Below are 14,455 nucleotides of genomic sequence, written 5' to 3'. Positions count from 1 at the left end.
AGCCGGGCTCGTGGAGCCGAGCACATCTCACGTCAGCCGGTCGAGCGCGACCCGGCCAGCGCCATCCGATCGCCGACACCGTCCGGTTCGCGCGGCGACCGCCGCACGGCACCCGGTGTCGTGCCGTGGTGTCGCTTGAATGCGCGGCTGAAGGCGGCCTCCGACGCGTACCCGACCCGGCTCGAGATCGAGGCGATCGAATCCGTGGTGTGCACGAGCTCGGAGTGCGCATGCTCGAGGCGCCACCCGGCGAGGTACCGCATCGGCGGCTCGCCGACGAGGGTCGAGAACCGTTCGGCGAACGCCGACCGTGACATGTTGGCCTGCCTGGCGAGCTCGACGAGCGTCCAGTCCTCGTCGGGGCGGGCGTGCATGCGCCCGAGCGCGTGGCCGATCTGCGGGTCGCGGAGGGCGGCGAGCCATCCGGTCGCCTCGTGGTCGGCGTTGCGCAGCCACCAGCGGAGCACCTGGATGACGAGCACATCGGCGAGCCGCGTCATCACGGCCTCGCCGCCCGGTTCGATGACCTCGGCCTCACGTGCGAGCAGCCGCAGCACCGCCTGGAAGACGCCCGCCTCGCCGTCATCCCACGCGTCGACGCGAATGACCTCGGGAAGCTCAGCGATCAGGCGAGCGGTGAGCGGGGCATCCACACGCAACGCCGCGTAGGCGACCTGCGCCCGCTCACCGCCGCCACCGAACCGCATGTGCTCGTACGTGTCGCTGAGCTGCTCGACCGGGATGTCGAAGAGCGGCGTCGACGCGGCATCCGCTGTGCTCAGCATTCGGTGCGGCGCCCCGCGCGTGATGAGCGCCGCGCTGCCGGCCTCGAGGATGTGCCGTTCGTCGCCGATCTCCAGCAGGCACCTGCCTGCCAAGACGACGGGCAGCGTCATGTACCCGTCGAGTTGCGGGAACTCCACACCCCACGGCGCGGAGAGCTCGGCACGGCAGTAGAGCGCGCCGGTGAACCGCAGGAGGTGCAGGCCATCGCCGAGCTGTTCACCGGCGGTTGCGCTCGGGTTGCGTGGATTGACCATGCGTCCACAGTGCCATGCCGAGATTCCAGAAGTCCCGTTCTCTGGACGATCGGCATAGAAATGCGTACCTGTGGCGATTGTTCGTCCGACTCCCAGTCGCGAGAGTGGACGCACACCAACCGAAAGGAACCCACACCATGACCTCCACCATCGCCGTGATCGGCTCCACCGGCAAGACCGGACGTCGCGTCGCCGACCTGCTCGACGAGCGCGGCCACGACGTGCGCCGCCTGGCTCGCGGCACGAGCCCCGCCTTCGACTGGGAGCAGCCCGAGGGCTGGCCGCAGGCACTCGAGGGCGTCGAGCGCCTGTACGCGGCCTACGTTCCCGACCTCGCCGTGCCCGGATCGGATGTCGCGATCACGCGTCTCATCGAGGTGGCGCGCAGCGCCGGGGTTCGCCGCATCGTGCTGCTCTCGGGCCGGGGCGAAGCGGGCGCTCGCACCTGCGAAGACCTCGTGCTGCACGCCTCCGGCATCGCCGGCACCGTCGTGAGCGCCAGCTGGTTCACGCAGAACTTCACCGAGGGGATGCTGCAGGGCGCGGCCTCCAGCGGAGTGCTCGCGCTGCCTGCGGGCGACGTGCGCGAACCGTTCATCGATGTCGACGACCTCGCCGCGGTCGCCGTCGAGGCGCTCACCGGCGAGGGCTACGAGGGTCGCGTGCTCGAGGTGACCGGGCCGGAGTCGCTGTCGTTCGCCGACGCCGCGAGCCTGCTCTCCGAGATCACCGGACGGGAGATCGTGTACCTGCCGGTCACGTTCGACGAGTTCTACGCCGCCATCGCCGAGGAGGAGGGCCCCGAGGCCGCGACGATGCTCACCGAGCTGTGCCGCGAGGTGCTCGACGGCCGCAACGAAGCCACGACCACCACGGTGAGCGAGGTGCTCGGCCGCCCGGCGCGCGACGTGCGCACGGTACTCGGCGAGGCGACCTTCGTCGGAGCCTGAGCCGGCGGTCGAGGCGAGCCTGGAATCGCGCCGGCGGTCAGGCGCTCATCTCGGCGCTGGATGCGGGGCGAGCGGATGCGACATCCGCTTGCCCCCTTCTCGAAGGAGCTGCCACCATGCCAGTAGCCCAACGAGACCGGAGAATCGAAATGCCCGAAATGCTCGACCGCGCGCCGGCTGCCACCCTTTCGACACTGCCGGGTGCGGCGATCATCCGCCGAATCCGGCGTCTGCTCGTCTGGGCGGTCGGCATGGCGGTCGTGTACTCCATCGTCGGCGGGGCGAGCAAAGGCCGCTGCTCCGGCGGGGTCACCGGCGATGGCGGGTACATCGACAGAAGCGGCGATCCGACGGACGTCGTGCCGATGTGCGTCAACCTCACGCTGCGGCCGAGCCCGATCGTGTTCACCGCGATGGCCGTGATCGTCATCATCGCCGTGACTCTCGTGCTGTGTCGTGCGAACTCGGAGTCCGCCGCACTGCGAATCATCGACCGCGCGGTCATCGTCGTCGTCGCCGGCACGATCGCGTGGGCGGCGCTGGCGCTGGCGTCATTCATGGCGATCCCGTCGGACTCCTGGAACGGCGTCGAGCCCTTCACGATCCCGTTCACGTTCGGCAACGTCGACATCGACGTCTCACCCATGCAGTCGCCGCCCATCACCGATCTCAATGAGACGAACTGATCTCGGCCATTGAGATCGGGGATTCGAGCCCGCAAGTCGTCGGCTGCATGGGCAGTCCTGCCCATTCCCGCCGCCCATGGCGCGTCGCTAGCCTGAGCCCACTCCATCAGACGCGAGAACGTCGATGGGCGGTTCAGCGACGAAGGGATTCGACATGCGAGCTCGTGCGATGAAGGCGATGGCGACGGTGGGTCTGACTTTGGGGATGGTGATGGGCGGCGCGGCAGTCTCGGCGACCGCGGCACCGACCACCTGGTACAAGATCACCGGCTACAGCCAGACCGAATGCCAACGCATCTCGACGCAGTACCGCGGTCTCGGTGCGCGTATCGTGACCCCGTGCCATTACCGCTCCTACGACCAGAAGTGGGCGTTCTCGTACTACTGGATCAGCTGACGCACCCGAGGGCGGGTGCGTTCGGGCGTCCACGTCGCTGCCCGCTGATCGAGCTTCGTGCACTCGCGAAGGTCGCGCACTACTTCGCGCACTACTTGCGGGCGTCGATGATCTGCTCGAGCACGCGTTCGTAGGCGTCGGGACCGATCGAGATCGCCCCGGCGAACGGATGGTCGGTGTCGGCCGTGACGAAGATGACGAGACCGATGAACAGTGCGAGCAGGCCCGCCATGAGCAGGTGCAGGCGCGGATTCGTCACGTGGATGAACGCGATCAGCACCGCATTCACGGCGGCACCGACCCAGATGACGAGCCAGAAGAGCGGCGGCAGTGCGAGGGCGGTGGCGTCGATGCGCGCGCGCCGCGACTCGATGAACTCGTCGAAGGTGGCGAGCGCCTGCTCGAACTCCGCCTGATCGGTGCGGGTATCGGCCTCGACGGCGTGTAGGAGCCGCTCGAACTCGTCGACCTGGGTGTCACTCGCCCCCGGCAGAACACCATGCGCCTGGTCGGGAAAGTCGACCTCGATGACCGTGTGCATGTACTCGTCGAGCACCTGCCGCATCTCGTCGCCGAGATCGTCTTCGAGGCCGGTGGTCGCGCGGTAGAGCGCGCCGACTCGACCCGCCTCCTCGATCGCGACCTGGCGCGTGTGGGCGAAGTTCTCGTAGACCGAGACTGCGACGAGCGCGAGCAGGATGCTGAAGAACACGCCGAAGGTGCCGATCACGTGCGCGAGCGCGCGGTCCCACTCCTTCGTGTCGCTGACGAGCCGCTGCACGACGGGGCGCAGCACGAGCACGATCAGGCATGAGACCACCACGAACGCGCCCACGAACAGCGGCAGCGTGATCGCGATGCTCGTGTCGTAGAACCACTCCAGCATGGTCGCTCCCCCACCTCGGCGGAGGACGGGCGGCGTCGTGCCCGTCGATGCCGCTCAGCCTACGGACAGCGCCGGGTCGCGCACCATCCCCCGGTCGGGGTCCGCGCGACGGCCTCGCCGTGCACCGCCGGGTCGGAGCACGCGTGCAACGGAGCTTCGCTCCGAATTCGCAGAGAGCCCTAACGCTTCTGCCGTGGCGAGCGTAGATTGCGTTATATCGCGTTTACGACGCGACACTGACGCAGCGACGAAGCATGGCGAAGGCGGAGACATGGATCCGAATGATGAACCACGGCTCACTGCGGGCGATTGCCTCGAGCACACCGTGGGGAGGTGGGCCTCATGGAGATCCTGCTCGGCATCTTCGTCGCATTCCTGATCTTCGTCGTCGTCGCGATCACCGCGGTGGTGCTGATCGGGCGAGCGCTGTACCGACGACTTCGCCGAAATCGCGCTCTCGCCGGCACGGCGCTGCGAACTCGCGCCGGGTTCAGCCGCGGCCCGCAGCGAAAGGTCCGCTTCCTCCGGGTGCGGCTTGCCGACACACTCGACAGCGGGCAGGCTGCCGTCGATCTCGCCGGGCGCAGCGACGGGCCGCGGGGTGAGCTGCCGCGACTCTTCCGCCGCATCACCGAAGAGAGCGTCGCCCTCGATCTGCAGCTGCGGCTGCTCGAGAGCGAGACCGACTCCGCGGTTCTGGCCGAGGAGCTGCCCGCCGCCGGCCATCGCGTCGATCAGGTCGCGGCGCTGGTGCGCCGCCTTCGCGCGGCGGTTGCGTCGGGCCTCGCGGGTTCGACCGATGACAGCCTCACCACGCTGAACGCCGACATGGAGCGAGAAGTCGTCGCGCTGCACGCCGGGGTACGGGAGCTGCACCGGCTCAACCAGCAGGATGACCGCTTCGAACCGACTCGCACGCGGGTCGCCGGTCGGCGACCGCCGACCTCGCCCGATCGTCTGCACTCGCCCGATCGTCTGAACTAGGGGGATTCAACCATGAGCGACAACACGTCACGGATCCGAACGATTTTCCGGAGCAAGACCACGAAGGCCCTCGACAAGGTCGAAGACCCGCGCGAGACGCTCGACGACAGCTACGAGCAGCAAGTGAAGCTCTTGCAGCAGGTGCGCCAGGCTGTGGCCGATGTCGCGACGGCGAAGAAGCGCATCGACCTGCAGGGGCAGGAGATGGGAACCCGGTATCAGCGGCTCGGTGAGCAGGCCCGTGAGGCGATGACCCAGGGCCGCGAAGACCTCGCCCGCGCGGCACTCGAGCGTCGCGCCCTGCTCGAGAACCAGGTCGCCAAGCTGCAGGAGCAGTACACGGTGCTCCAGCGGCAGACCGCGCAATTGCAGGAGCGCGAACGACACCTCGATGAGCAGGTCGCGGCGTTCCGCATCGAGAAGGAGACCATCAAGGCCACCTACACCGCCTCGGCGGCGCAGGTGAAGGCGAACGAGGCAGTGGCCGGCATCGGGTCGAATATGAACGACGTCGGCGTCAGCCTCGACCGGGCCCGCGATCGCGTCGCCCAGATGCAGGCGCGTGCCGCCGCCACCGATGAACTGCTCGCGAGCGGCGCCCTCAAAGATCTCACCGCCGCGCCCGATGCCGACATCGAACGGCAGCTGGCGGTGCTCTCGGCGAAGGCCGACGTCGATCGTCAGCTGCAGTCGATGAAGCAGGGTGACCCGGCGAGCGCCGGCCAGGGTTCCGAAGCTCGCCGCGGCAACGAGCCCGACGGGTGGCTCAGCATCGGACAGGCGCCGAACACGCCCTGAGGTGCGCTCGGGCGCGTCCGGCGAGCTCGGAGAGGCTCAGGCGTGCTCGTCGGGCTGCCCGCCCTCGGGTTCGACGCTCCACTCGGGCGGCTCATCGGCACCCGACTCCTCGTCGCGCTCGGCTTCGTCGGCCGTCTGCTGCACCTGGCCGGCGGCGTGGTGCACGGGCGCGTACACGACGTAGAGACGCAGGGGCTCGTCGCCGGTGTTCTCGACATCGTGCCACGTGCCGGCCGGCACCTGAATGCTCCAGCCGTCGGAGACATCCTGCTGAATGGTCAGCTCGTCTTTCGCCGGCCCCATCTTCGCTCGGCCGCGGCCCGCGTCGATGCGCAGGAACTGGTCGGTCTCTGGGTGCACCTCGAGCCCGATCGTCTCCCCCACCGGGATCGACATCAACGTCACCTGCAGGTACTTGCCGCTCCACGCAACGGTGCGGTAGGTGTCGTTCTCTTTCGTCGCGGTCTCGATATCGAGCACGTTCGGTTCGGGCCCATTGTCGGTGATCTTCATCAGTCGGAGTCCTTTCGGTTCGCGTCTCGATCCTCGGGCACCCGGACCGGGTGGTTCAAGGGCTTGCGCCGCGGCCTCCTGACCTGCAGCGGAGCGGGCGGAGTTCAGCGGCGAGTCAGGCCGACGCCGGCGCGTACCTCGCGGCGATGACGCCCGAGTCGTACTTCTGCACGTCGAGCAGTCGCAGGCCGGCCGGGTGCGCCGGCTGCAGCCGGATGTTGGCCTCTCCCGCCAGGAACGGATGGATGTCGACGTGCACCTCGTCGACCAGACCGACCTCGATGAGCGTCGCAGCCAGCTCGCCGTAGCCGTGCGAGATGATCGACTCGTACTGGTCGCGGAGCACCCGCACCGCTTCCGCGACGTCACCCTCGATGAGCGTCGCGTTCCAGTCGAGCGGCCCCGACAACGTTCTCGAGGCGACGTACTTCGGCAACGCGTTGTAGTGCGCGGCGAAGCCACGCTCATCAGTCTGCGCTGGCCAGTACTCACGGAAGAACTCGTAGCTCTCTCGGCCGAGCAGCACCGCGTCGGCACCGAAGACGAGTTCGTCTGAGGCGCGCTGCACCCCCGGATCATCCGGATCGAACCAGGGATCCATCGGGTCGAAGACCCCGTCGAGCGTCATTTCGAAAGAAATCGTCACCGTACCCATGCGCCCAGCCTCCTCCGTTGCGCGGCGGATGTCACGGGCGGGCGGCGACCGCCTCGACGACCGCAGGCCACGCGTTCGGCGGCAATTCGTGTCCGCCGCCGGCGATCGTCAGGAGCCGCGACCCGGGGATGTCGCGCGCCAACGCTTCGCCGTTGCCGAGCGGGAACACCGGGTCAGCGGTGCCGTGCACGATGGTCGTCGGCACGCGGAGCTCGCCGAGCCGCTCTCGCCAGCGCGGGGAGGGCTCGAAGACATCGGGGCCGCCCTCGTCTCGATGCATGTCAGGCGACCGGCGCACCGTGGCCGCCCAGATCGCTCGATCATGCGCCTCGTCGAACTCGTCACCGGCGTAGTCGCGATCGATGTCGACGTGATACTCGACCACCGCGCTCTCGTCGCTCCAGTCCGGTTCGGGCAGCGGGTTCGCCCACGCCTGCTGCATCGACGCCGTGGCACCGGGCAGGTCGGGGTCGGCCTCGAACATCGTCGGGCTCGTCGACACCAGGGTGAGCACGCGAACCCGTTCGGGGTGGTCGAGTGCCGCGAGCTGTGCGGCCCATCCGCCCGCCGAGAAGCCCACCCAGTGCGCGTCACCGGCGCCGACCGCGTCGAGCACCGCGACCGCGTCGTCGACGGCGACCGTCAGCCCGTCGCGGCGAGTGCCGGGCGGACCGAGCGTCGTCTCGCCCATGCCGCGCTGGTCGTAGCGCACCACGCAGAGCCCGCGATCCACGATCAGGTCGCAGAATTCGGGCCGCCACCAGTCCATCGACGATTCGGCGCCGGCAACCAGCACGACCAGCGGATGCTCCGTCGATCCGATCACCTCGGCCGCGATCACGGCACCGTCGGGGCGACTGACGCGCAAGGTTCGGCGCGAGGCATCCGTCTGCTCCATGGGCTCCAGCATGCTCGGTTCAGTGGTGGTCCGCCACCGAGTGAACGCAACTCGAGCGTGGCAGGGCAACTGTGTCATTCAGGCAGAGTCAGGGCTGCTCGCGGTCGGGCTCGAAGAGCTCCTCGATGCGGAGCCCGAAGACGGATGCGAGGCGAAAGGCGAGGGGCAGGCTCGGGTCGAAGCGACCCTTCTCGATGGAGATCACGGTCAACCTCGTCACGCCGAGCTGTTCCGCGAGGTGCGCCTGCGACCAGCCGAGCGCCTGGCGGCGCTCTTTCACCGTGTTCTTCACGCCCAGACTGCCCGTGTGCGAACGACGGTATAGCGGGCCGCCACCGAGGTGAATGCGAGAAGCAGAACGCCGAGCAGCACGAGCTGCGTCGGCAACTCGATGCGTGCGATCGAGATCGCGGCGAGCGCGAGCCCCGTGATCACGACGAGGTCGGTCGCGGTGCCGGCCAATGCCGTGTTGAGCCATGCGGTCTCCGCAGAATCAGCAGAGGTGCGAGGCGATGCCGGCATGCTCTTCGGCGCGACGACGAGCGTCCAGCCCAGCAGGACGCCGAACGGGAGCGCCGTCGCGGCGAAGACGACTCCGGACAATTCGGGGGCAATCGGCGAGAGCGCCCAGGCGAGCACGCCCACGACCGCGGCGACCGCGATTCCGATCAGAGCGGTGAGCAACCAGCGAAAAACCATCATTCCTCCATGTATAGCGAACTATGCGTATAGCTCACTGTACATGAAATTTTGCGGCCCGCCGGGCGTCAGGCGCGATCGGCGGGCGCCACCTCGGTGCGGGGCGAGTCTTCGGTATCGAGCAGCCGCCAGCGGTCGTAGCGGTCGAGGTGTTCGTGCACCTCGACGTACTCGCCACCGGGGAGGCGCACGATGCGCCCGGTCTCGAACCCGTGGAGCAGCACATCGCGATCCTTGCGCTGCAGGCCGAGGCACACGCGACGGGTGAGCGAGAAGGCGATGAACGGCCCGACGACCAGCACGATCTGCAGCGCGAGCACGACGCCCTCGATCGTGAGGCTGAAGATGACCGCGATGAGGTCGGCGCTTCCGGCGACCCAGAGCGTCGTGTAGAACACGACGCCGGCGACGCCGACTCCGGTTCTCGTGGGGGTGTTCCGCGGGCGGCTGAGGAGGTGGTGCTCGCGGCGGTCGCCGGTGACCCGCTCCTCGATGAAGGGGTACACGGCCACGAGGAGGAGGAAGACCGTGATCACCGCGAGCGGCGCGAGCACGGCGAGGGTCCACGTGCGATCGAGTGCGACGAACTCCCAGCCGGGCGGCACGAGTCGGAGTGCGCCGTCGAGAAAACCCGTGTACCAGTCGGGCTGACTGCCGGCGCCGGCGTTGCTCGGCGAGGCCGGCCCGTACAACCAGATCGGGTTGATCGTCACCGTCGCGGAGAACACGAGCAGCACGCCCGCGACGATGAGGAAGAGTCCGCCCATGCGCGCCGCGGCGTTCGGCAGGAGCGGCACGCCGACGACGTTCGCGCCGGTCCGCCCGGGGCCGGCGAACTGCGCGGGCTTGTGCCGGTACATGAGCGTGGTGCGAACCACGATGAGCGCGATCATCGCCGGCACGACCGCGAGGTGCAGCGGGTACAGACGCTCGATGATCTCTCCGGGGAACTGGCCCCCGAACAGCAGCTCCTTCATCCACGTTCCCACGAGCGGAATGCCGAGCACGATGCCCTCGACGATGCGAAGACCGGTGCCCGAGAGCATGTCGTCGGGCAGCGCGTAGCCGCTCCAGCCGCCCGCGAGCGCCGCGATCAGGATGAGGAACAGGAGCACCCAAGCGGCCCGCCGCGGCCGGCGGAACGCCCCGGTGAAGAAGGTGACCAGCAGCTGCGCGATCAGCGCCGCCGGCAGCAGGAGCGCCGCCCAGTGGTGCGCCTGACGGAGGAGCAGCCCGCCGGGAACCTCGAACGAGATGTGCAGGGTCGAGGCGAACGCCTTCGACACCTCCGCGCCGTGGAGCGTCGGATACCGCCCCTCGTACACGACCGTTGCGCTCGACGGCGTGTAGTGGAACATCAGGATCACGCCGGTCACGGTGATGACCGCGAGACACGCGAGCGCGACCGCGCCGAACATGTTCGACCAGTGCACGGGTACGACGCGGCCCCGCAGCTCCATCAGCACCGCGGCGCCGCGCTTGCCGACGGCCGAGCGTGCCAATCGATCCGACAGCCGACCCGTGAAATCCTTCCGCGACACCTGCGCTTCCCGCACGTTCGTCTCCTCTCAGAGCCTCTACCCATACGACGCCGCAGGGCGCCGATTTGTGACAGGTATCTCTGAGTTCGTGCCGAAGATCGAGGCCGAGGAGCAGCTCACCGAGCCAGTTCGTCCTCGGCCCCCAGCCGACCCGGCTTCTCGGGGTTCGCCAGCGAGAACATGCGCTCGACCGCCTGCTGATGCTCCGAGGGCACCTTGCCGATCACCCGAGGCCGGCGCGTTCCTCCGAGGCGTCGGTCTCGCCCTCGACCGGGCGATTGGAGAGGCCGACCGAGCCTCGGCCCGGACGCGTCGAGAGCGCCGCCGACACGGCTACCGACTCGTCGACGTCGGGGTACTCCGGGCGCAATTGCACGGCCTGCTGGCGGCGGTGCTCGCGCTTCGCCTTGCGAGCGGATGCCGCGAGGTTGAGCGCCTCGACGAGGATCGCGAACGCCATCGGCGCGTAGATGAGCGCCTTGTCGATGTGCACGCCGAAGCCCTCGGCGATGAGGAAGACGCCGATGAGCAGCAGGAACGACAGCGCGAGCATCTTCACCGTGGGGTGGCGGTTCACGAACGTGAAGATGAATCGCGACGCGAACAGCATGATGCCGAACGAGAGCACGACGACGGTGACGATGACGAGGAGGTTCTCGGTCATGCCGACGGCGGTGATGACGGAGTCGAGCGAGAACACGATGTCGAGCAGCAGGATCTGGATGAGCACCGAGCTGAACGTGATCTTCTTGGGCGCCCTGCCGTGCTCTTCTTCAGCTCCTTCGAGCTTGTGGTGGATCTCAGTGACGGCCTTGTAGACGAGGAAGAGGCCACCGGCGATCAGGATGAAGTCCTTCACCGAGAAGCCCATGCCGAACCAGACGACCACGTCCTCCTTCAGGGTGATGATCCACCCGGCGAAGAACACGAGCACCACGCGGATCACCATGGCCAGCGTGAGGCCGATGTTGCGTGCCCGGGCCTGCTGCTCTTTGGGCAGCTTCGACGCGAGGATCGAGATGAAGATGACGTTGTCGACACCGAGCACGACCTCGAGCACGAACAGGGTCACGAAGACGGCGATGAGGTCGGGAGTGAAGGCGAAGGAGAAGTCCACCCGCCCATGCTAGAGGGGCGCCGTCGCCTGGCGCGGGCGTCGGTACGAGACCGATAGGCTCCGGACTCATGAGCGAGATCGTGCAGCAGCCCGCAACGCCGGCCGGCTGGTACCCCGAGCCCGGCACCGGGCACCTTCGCTGGTGGGACGGGTGGCAGTGGGGTGCATACGCTCCCCCGCAACAGCCGGTGCTCTACGTGGCGCAGCGACCGCTCAAGGACACGGGCATCGCGTACGTGCTCGCCATCTTCCTCGGCGGGTTCGGCGCGCACAACTTCTACGTCGGCAACACCGCTCCCGCCGTGATCCAGCTCGTGCTCACCGTGCTCGGCATCGTGACGAGCGTGCTGCTCATCGGGGCCTTCCTGCTGTTCGCCGTGCTGGTCTGGGTCATCGTCGACCTGTTCATGATTCCCGGCTACGTGCGGAACGCCAACGCTCGCATCAGCGCCGGCTACTAGGCGGTCGGCGTCGAGTCCTGCGCCGACGCCGCGACCTTCGGATGCCCCCACGGGGAATGCCGTCAGCGTGGGCCGTGAGCCTCCGCCAGCATCTCGAGGGTTGTGATGAAGCGCTCCCGTTGAGCCGCGTTCAGAGGAGCCAGCAGGGCCGCCTCCGCCTCGTCGATCGCCGATTCGAGGTGCGCGAGCGTACGGGTGCCCGTCGGCGTGATCGCGATCACCATGCGACGCCGATCGTCACTGCTCGGCCGCCGCGTGAGGTCTCCTGCGGCCTCGAGGTCGCGAACGGTCTGGGTCACGTCGCTCGGGTCGAGGCCGGCGTGCCGGCCGATCGCCGCCTGATGGAGCTCACCGAACTGGTCGAGCGCGGCGAGCACGCGGAAGTCGTACCCGCGTCGACCGCGCTCGGCGAATGCGCTCGCGAGCAGGTGGTGCGACCGCTGCGCGATCGCCGAGAGCCGCCACGTGGCCCGTTGCCCGAAGCGAGGGGCGAGTTCTTCGACCATGGGCCCAGCATACCAATTCGTTGACACGGCCAACGTTTCTGCATATCGTTGGCAGCGCCAACGGTAACCGGTTCAGACGAAAGAGAAAGCGACGACCATGCCTTCGATCCCGATACTCGACTCCACCATGCATTTCGAGGAGCACGGCGAGGGCACCACGTTCGTGTTCCTCCACGGCAATCCCGGGTCCTCGCATCAGTGGCGAAACGTCATCAGCCGATTCGGCGCCGGACACGTGCTCGCACCCGACCTCATCGGCATGGGGCGATCGGGCAAGCCCGACCTCGCCTACGGTTTCGCCGACCACGCACGCTACCTCGACGCCTGGTTCGATGCCGTCGGCGTGCAGCGCGCCGTGCTCGTCGGCCACGACTGGGGTGGTGCACTCGGATTCGATTGGGCCGCGAGGCATCCCGATCGCGTACTCGGCGTCGCGTTCTTCGAGAGCATCGTGAGGCCCATGGAGTGGAGCGACCTCTCGCCGCAGGCGCAGGCACGCTCCGAGTCGGTGCGCGCGCCGGGCCTGGGCGAGGAGCGCGTGCTCGCCACCGACGCATTCATCCGTCAGGCGTTCACCGGCGGAGTGCTGACGCCGGTCGTCGGCGCCGAGCTCGACGCCTACCTCGCGCCGTTCCCCACGCCCGCAAGCCGCGCACCCGTGCTCGCCTGGGCGAGACAGATGCCGCTCGGCGGCGAACCGGCAGCCGTCGTCGAACGCATCCAGGCCTCCGACCGATGGCTTGCGGCGAGCGCCACGGTGCCGAAGCTGCTGGTGACGTTCTCGGGCTCGCCGACCCTGCTCATCGACGAAGCGATGACGCAGTGGTGCGCCGCATCGATCTCCGCGCTCGAGATCGCCGACGGCGGCCTCGCCGGCCACCATGCACAAGAAGACCAGCCGGCCGCGATCGCCGCTGCGATCGGAGACTGGGCCGATCGGCACGGACTGCGCTGACGGAGTCGCGGGCCGGAGACCGGCATCGACCGCGGGCGACCGCTTCGATCCGGTCGTGGCGATCGAGGCGGTCGACCGATGGGTCTCAGCCGAGACTCGACGGTTCGCGTTTGGCCCCGTCGGTGAGCGGCAGCACATCGCCGAGGATCGGCGCGAGCGCGGACCGCGCCGGGCCGAGATACCGGCCGAGCTCGGGTCGCCCGTAGCGGATCGACACCGGAGCGGTGCCCTTCGCCGGGTACATCTCGAATTCGTCGCGCAGGGCGCCGAGGAAGTGCGGGCCGAGCGCTTGCGCGGCGCCGGCGATCACGATCTCCTGCGGATCGAGGAGCGCGGAGATGATGCGAAGCGCCCGCGACAGGGCCCGCGCACCGAATGCCATGCGCTCGCGGGATTCCGCCGTGGAGGCGAGCAGGCTCGTGTCGTGCGCGTCGAGCTCGTCGGTGTACGCGTCGCCGAGCATCGCGCTCATCGAGGTCGCCGATTCGAGGCAACCCGACAGGCCGCACCGACAGGTCGAGCGGCCGCCCTCGAAGATCACGCGAACATGGCCGATCTCGCCGGCCCGGCCGGTCGCGCCCGACATGAGTGCGCTGCCGTTCGTGACCGCTGCGCCGACTCCCTCGCCGAGGTGCACCACCAGGCGAACCGCTCCGCTTTCGGCGTCGACCGCTTCGGTCAGCGCCTCGGCATCGACATCGTTCACGACGGATGTCGGTGCGCCGAGCGCCTCCTCGATGATGCTCGAGAGGTGCACGCCCCGCCAGCCGAGCTGCACGCTGTCGACCACGACGCCGTTGGCCGTGACCCCGGGCACCTGCACGCAGGCGGCGAGAATGCGTCGCTCGTACCCTCGAGACAGATCGCGCGCCGCCTCGACGACCGCCGCGACATCCACGCCGCCGGAGATCTCGCGATGGCGGTTCGCCACGACGCGACCGGTCAGGTCGACGAGGGCGGTGTCGACGGCGCGGGTACGCACGACCACCACCACGATGAGGTACGACCGCCGCTCGATTTCGAGGCCCGTCGCGCGCTTTCCACCGGTGCTCGCCGCGAGCCCGGTCTCAGCCACGAGCCCGAGCTCGATCAGTTCGGCGACGAGCGACGACGCAGTCGCCGAGGTGAGGCCGGTCTGACGCGCGATCGTCGCACGGGTGACCGGAGCAGGCTCCCGCGCGATCAGCCCGAGCGCTCGGAGGAGGTTCTCGCGACGGATGGAGTTCTGCGCATCGACTCCCGCGCTGCCCGCGAAGCGGTGCAGGAGGTCGGCTTTGCGCTGCGGGCCGCCGGTGCTCACTGCCATCGTCTCCTCGGTCATACGCGTCGGGTCACGCTGCTGGACACGAGATCATCCTGTCACTTGACG

17 protein-coding genes and 1 pseudogene are annotated in these 14,455 nt (G+C 68.6%); 7 read left to right on the top strand and 11 right to left on the bottom strand.

Annotation, left to right across the window (positions count from 1 at the left end):
• Window positions 1-32: 32 nt before the first annotated feature.
• Window positions 33-1,040: an AraC family transcriptional regulator gene (locus AC6CH0_RS08770; RefSeq protein WP_498099786.1), complete on the bottom strand. Its 1,008-nt coding sequence runs from the start codon at window positions 1,038-1,040 to the stop codon at window positions 33-35.
• A gap of 137 nt (window positions 1,041-1,177) precedes the next feature.
• Between AC6CH0_RS08770 and AC6CH0_RS08765 the strand changes: the two genes are divergently transcribed.
• The 3 genes from AC6CH0_RS08765 (at window position 1,178) to AC6CH0_RS08755 (ending at window position 3,073) form a co-directional block, all read left to right on the top strand.
• The gene (locus tag AC6CH0_RS08765; protein ID WP_498099784.1) at window positions 1,178-1,990 is read left to right on the top strand and encodes a Rossmann-fold NAD(P)-binding domain-containing protein; all 813 of its coding nucleotides are present in this window, start codon (window positions 1,178-1,180) and stop codon (window positions 1,988-1,990) included.
• Between the two features lie 149 nt (window positions 1,991-2,139).
• Window positions 2,140-2,676 carry a hypothetical protein gene (locus AC6CH0_RS08760; RefSeq protein ID WP_498099782.1) on the top strand — a complete coding sequence of 179 codons (537 nt, stop codon included), beginning with the start codon at window positions 2,140-2,142 and terminating at the stop codon, window positions 2,674-2,676.
• 211 nt (window positions 2,677-2,887) lie between these two features.
• Window positions 2,888-3,073, top strand: a complete 186-nt coding sequence (locus AC6CH0_RS08755) for a hypothetical protein (RefSeq protein ID WP_498099780.1) — start codon at window positions 2,888-2,890, stop codon at window positions 3,071-3,073.
• Between the two features lie 91 nt (window positions 3,074-3,164).
• Here AC6CH0_RS08755 and AC6CH0_RS08750 read toward each other — a convergent pair whose 3' ends face one another.
• Window positions 3,165-3,959 carry a bestrophin-like domain gene (locus AC6CH0_RS08750; protein WP_498099778.1) on the bottom strand — a complete coding sequence of 265 codons (795 nt, stop codon included), beginning with the start codon at window positions 3,957-3,959 and terminating at the stop codon, window positions 3,165-3,167.
• A 342-nt stretch (window positions 3,960-4,301) separates the two neighbouring features.
• Between AC6CH0_RS08750 and AC6CH0_RS08745 the strand changes: the two genes are divergently transcribed.
• The gene (locus tag AC6CH0_RS08745) at window positions 4,302-4,943 is read left to right on the top strand and encodes a hypothetical protein (protein WP_498099776.1); all 642 of its coding nucleotides are present in this window, start codon (window positions 4,302-4,304) and stop codon (window positions 4,941-4,943) included.
• A 12-nt stretch (window positions 4,944-4,955) separates the two neighbouring features.
• Window positions 4,956-5,741 carry a PspA/IM30 family protein gene (locus AC6CH0_RS08740; protein ID WP_498099774.1) on the top strand — a complete coding sequence of 262 codons (786 nt, stop codon included), beginning with the start codon at window positions 4,956-4,958 and terminating at the stop codon, window positions 5,739-5,741.
• Window positions 5,742-5,777: 36 nt separating this feature from the next.
• On the opposite strand, the gene AC6CH0_RS08735 is transcribed toward AC6CH0_RS08740, so the two are convergent.
• From AC6CH0_RS08735 to AC6CH0_RS08705, 7 genes are all read right to left on the bottom strand, one after another.
• On the bottom strand, window positions 5,778-6,254 hold the full coding sequence (locus AC6CH0_RS08735) for a cupin domain-containing protein (protein WP_498099772.1): 477 nt from the start codon (window positions 6,252-6,254) through the stop codon (window positions 5,778-5,780).
• Between the two features lie 115 nt (window positions 6,255-6,369).
• On the bottom strand, window positions 6,370-6,909 hold the full coding sequence (locus tag AC6CH0_RS08730; RefSeq protein ID WP_498099770.1) for a dihydrofolate reductase family protein: 540 nt from the start codon (window positions 6,907-6,909) through the stop codon (window positions 6,370-6,372).
• Window positions 6,910-6,940: 31 nt separating this feature from the next.
• Entirely contained in the window at window positions 6,941-7,819 is an 879-nt protein-coding gene (locus AC6CH0_RS08725) for an alpha/beta fold hydrolase (protein WP_498099768.1), read from the bottom strand.
• A gap of 76 nt (window positions 7,820-7,895) precedes the next feature.
• Window positions 7,896-8,099, bottom strand: a complete 204-nt coding sequence (locus AC6CH0_RS08720; RefSeq protein ID WP_498099766.1) for a helix-turn-helix transcriptional regulator — start codon at window positions 8,097-8,099, stop codon at window positions 7,896-7,898.
• Entirely contained in the window at window positions 8,096-8,509 is a 414-nt protein-coding gene (locus AC6CH0_RS08715) for a hypothetical protein (RefSeq protein WP_498099764.1), read from the bottom strand. Before AC6CH0_RS08715 ends, AC6CH0_RS08720 begins: the two co-directional genes overlap by 4 nt.
• 65 nt (window positions 8,510-8,574) lie before the next feature.
• A complete protein-coding gene (gene qcrB, locus AC6CH0_RS08710; protein ID WP_498099762.1) occupies window positions 8,575-10,062 on the bottom strand; it encodes a cytochrome bc1 complex cytochrome b subunit in 1,488 nt (495 codons plus the stop codon).
• 208 nt (window positions 10,063-10,270) lie between these two features.
• Complete coding sequence (locus tag AC6CH0_RS08705; protein WP_498099760.1) at window positions 10,271-11,164, bottom strand: TerC family protein; 894 nt, start codon at window positions 11,162-11,164, stop codon at window positions 10,271-10,273.
• 68 nt (window positions 11,165-11,232) lie between these two features.
• On the opposite strand from AC6CH0_RS08705, the gene AC6CH0_RS08700 reads away from it, so the two are divergent.
• Entirely contained in the window at window positions 11,233-11,625 is a 393-nt protein-coding gene (locus tag AC6CH0_RS08700; RefSeq protein ID WP_498099758.1) for an NINE protein, read from the top strand.
• A gap of 62 nt (window positions 11,626-11,687) precedes the next feature.
• Here the strand turns inward: AC6CH0_RS08700 and AC6CH0_RS08695 are convergent, their stop codons facing one another.
• Window positions 11,688-12,131: a MarR family winged helix-turn-helix transcriptional regulator gene (locus AC6CH0_RS08695; protein WP_498099756.1), complete on the bottom strand. Its 444-nt coding sequence runs from the start codon at window positions 12,129-12,131 to the stop codon at window positions 11,688-11,690.
• A gap of 91 nt (window positions 12,132-12,222) precedes the next feature.
• On the opposite strand from AC6CH0_RS08695, the pseudogene AC6CH0_RS08690 reads away from it, so the two are divergent.
• Window positions 12,223-13,086, top strand: a pseudogene (locus AC6CH0_RS08690) (haloalkane dehalogenase); the annotation flags it as partial.
• A gap of 85 nt (window positions 13,087-13,171) precedes the next feature.
• Here AC6CH0_RS08690 and AC6CH0_RS08685 read toward each other — a convergent pair.
• Window positions 13,172-14,392 (bottom strand): ROK family transcriptional regulator, encoded by a 1,221-nt coding sequence (locus AC6CH0_RS08685; protein WP_498099754.1) that lies wholly within the window; start codon window positions 14,390-14,392, stop codon window positions 13,172-13,174.
• Window positions 14,393-14,455 lie beyond the last annotated feature (63 nt).

It is taken from the genome of Agromyces sp. GQ35, from assembly GCF_059758475.1.
The sequence above is the reverse complement of the archived record's forward strand: the minus strand, read 5'-3'. Positions and strand labels throughout refer to the sequence as shown.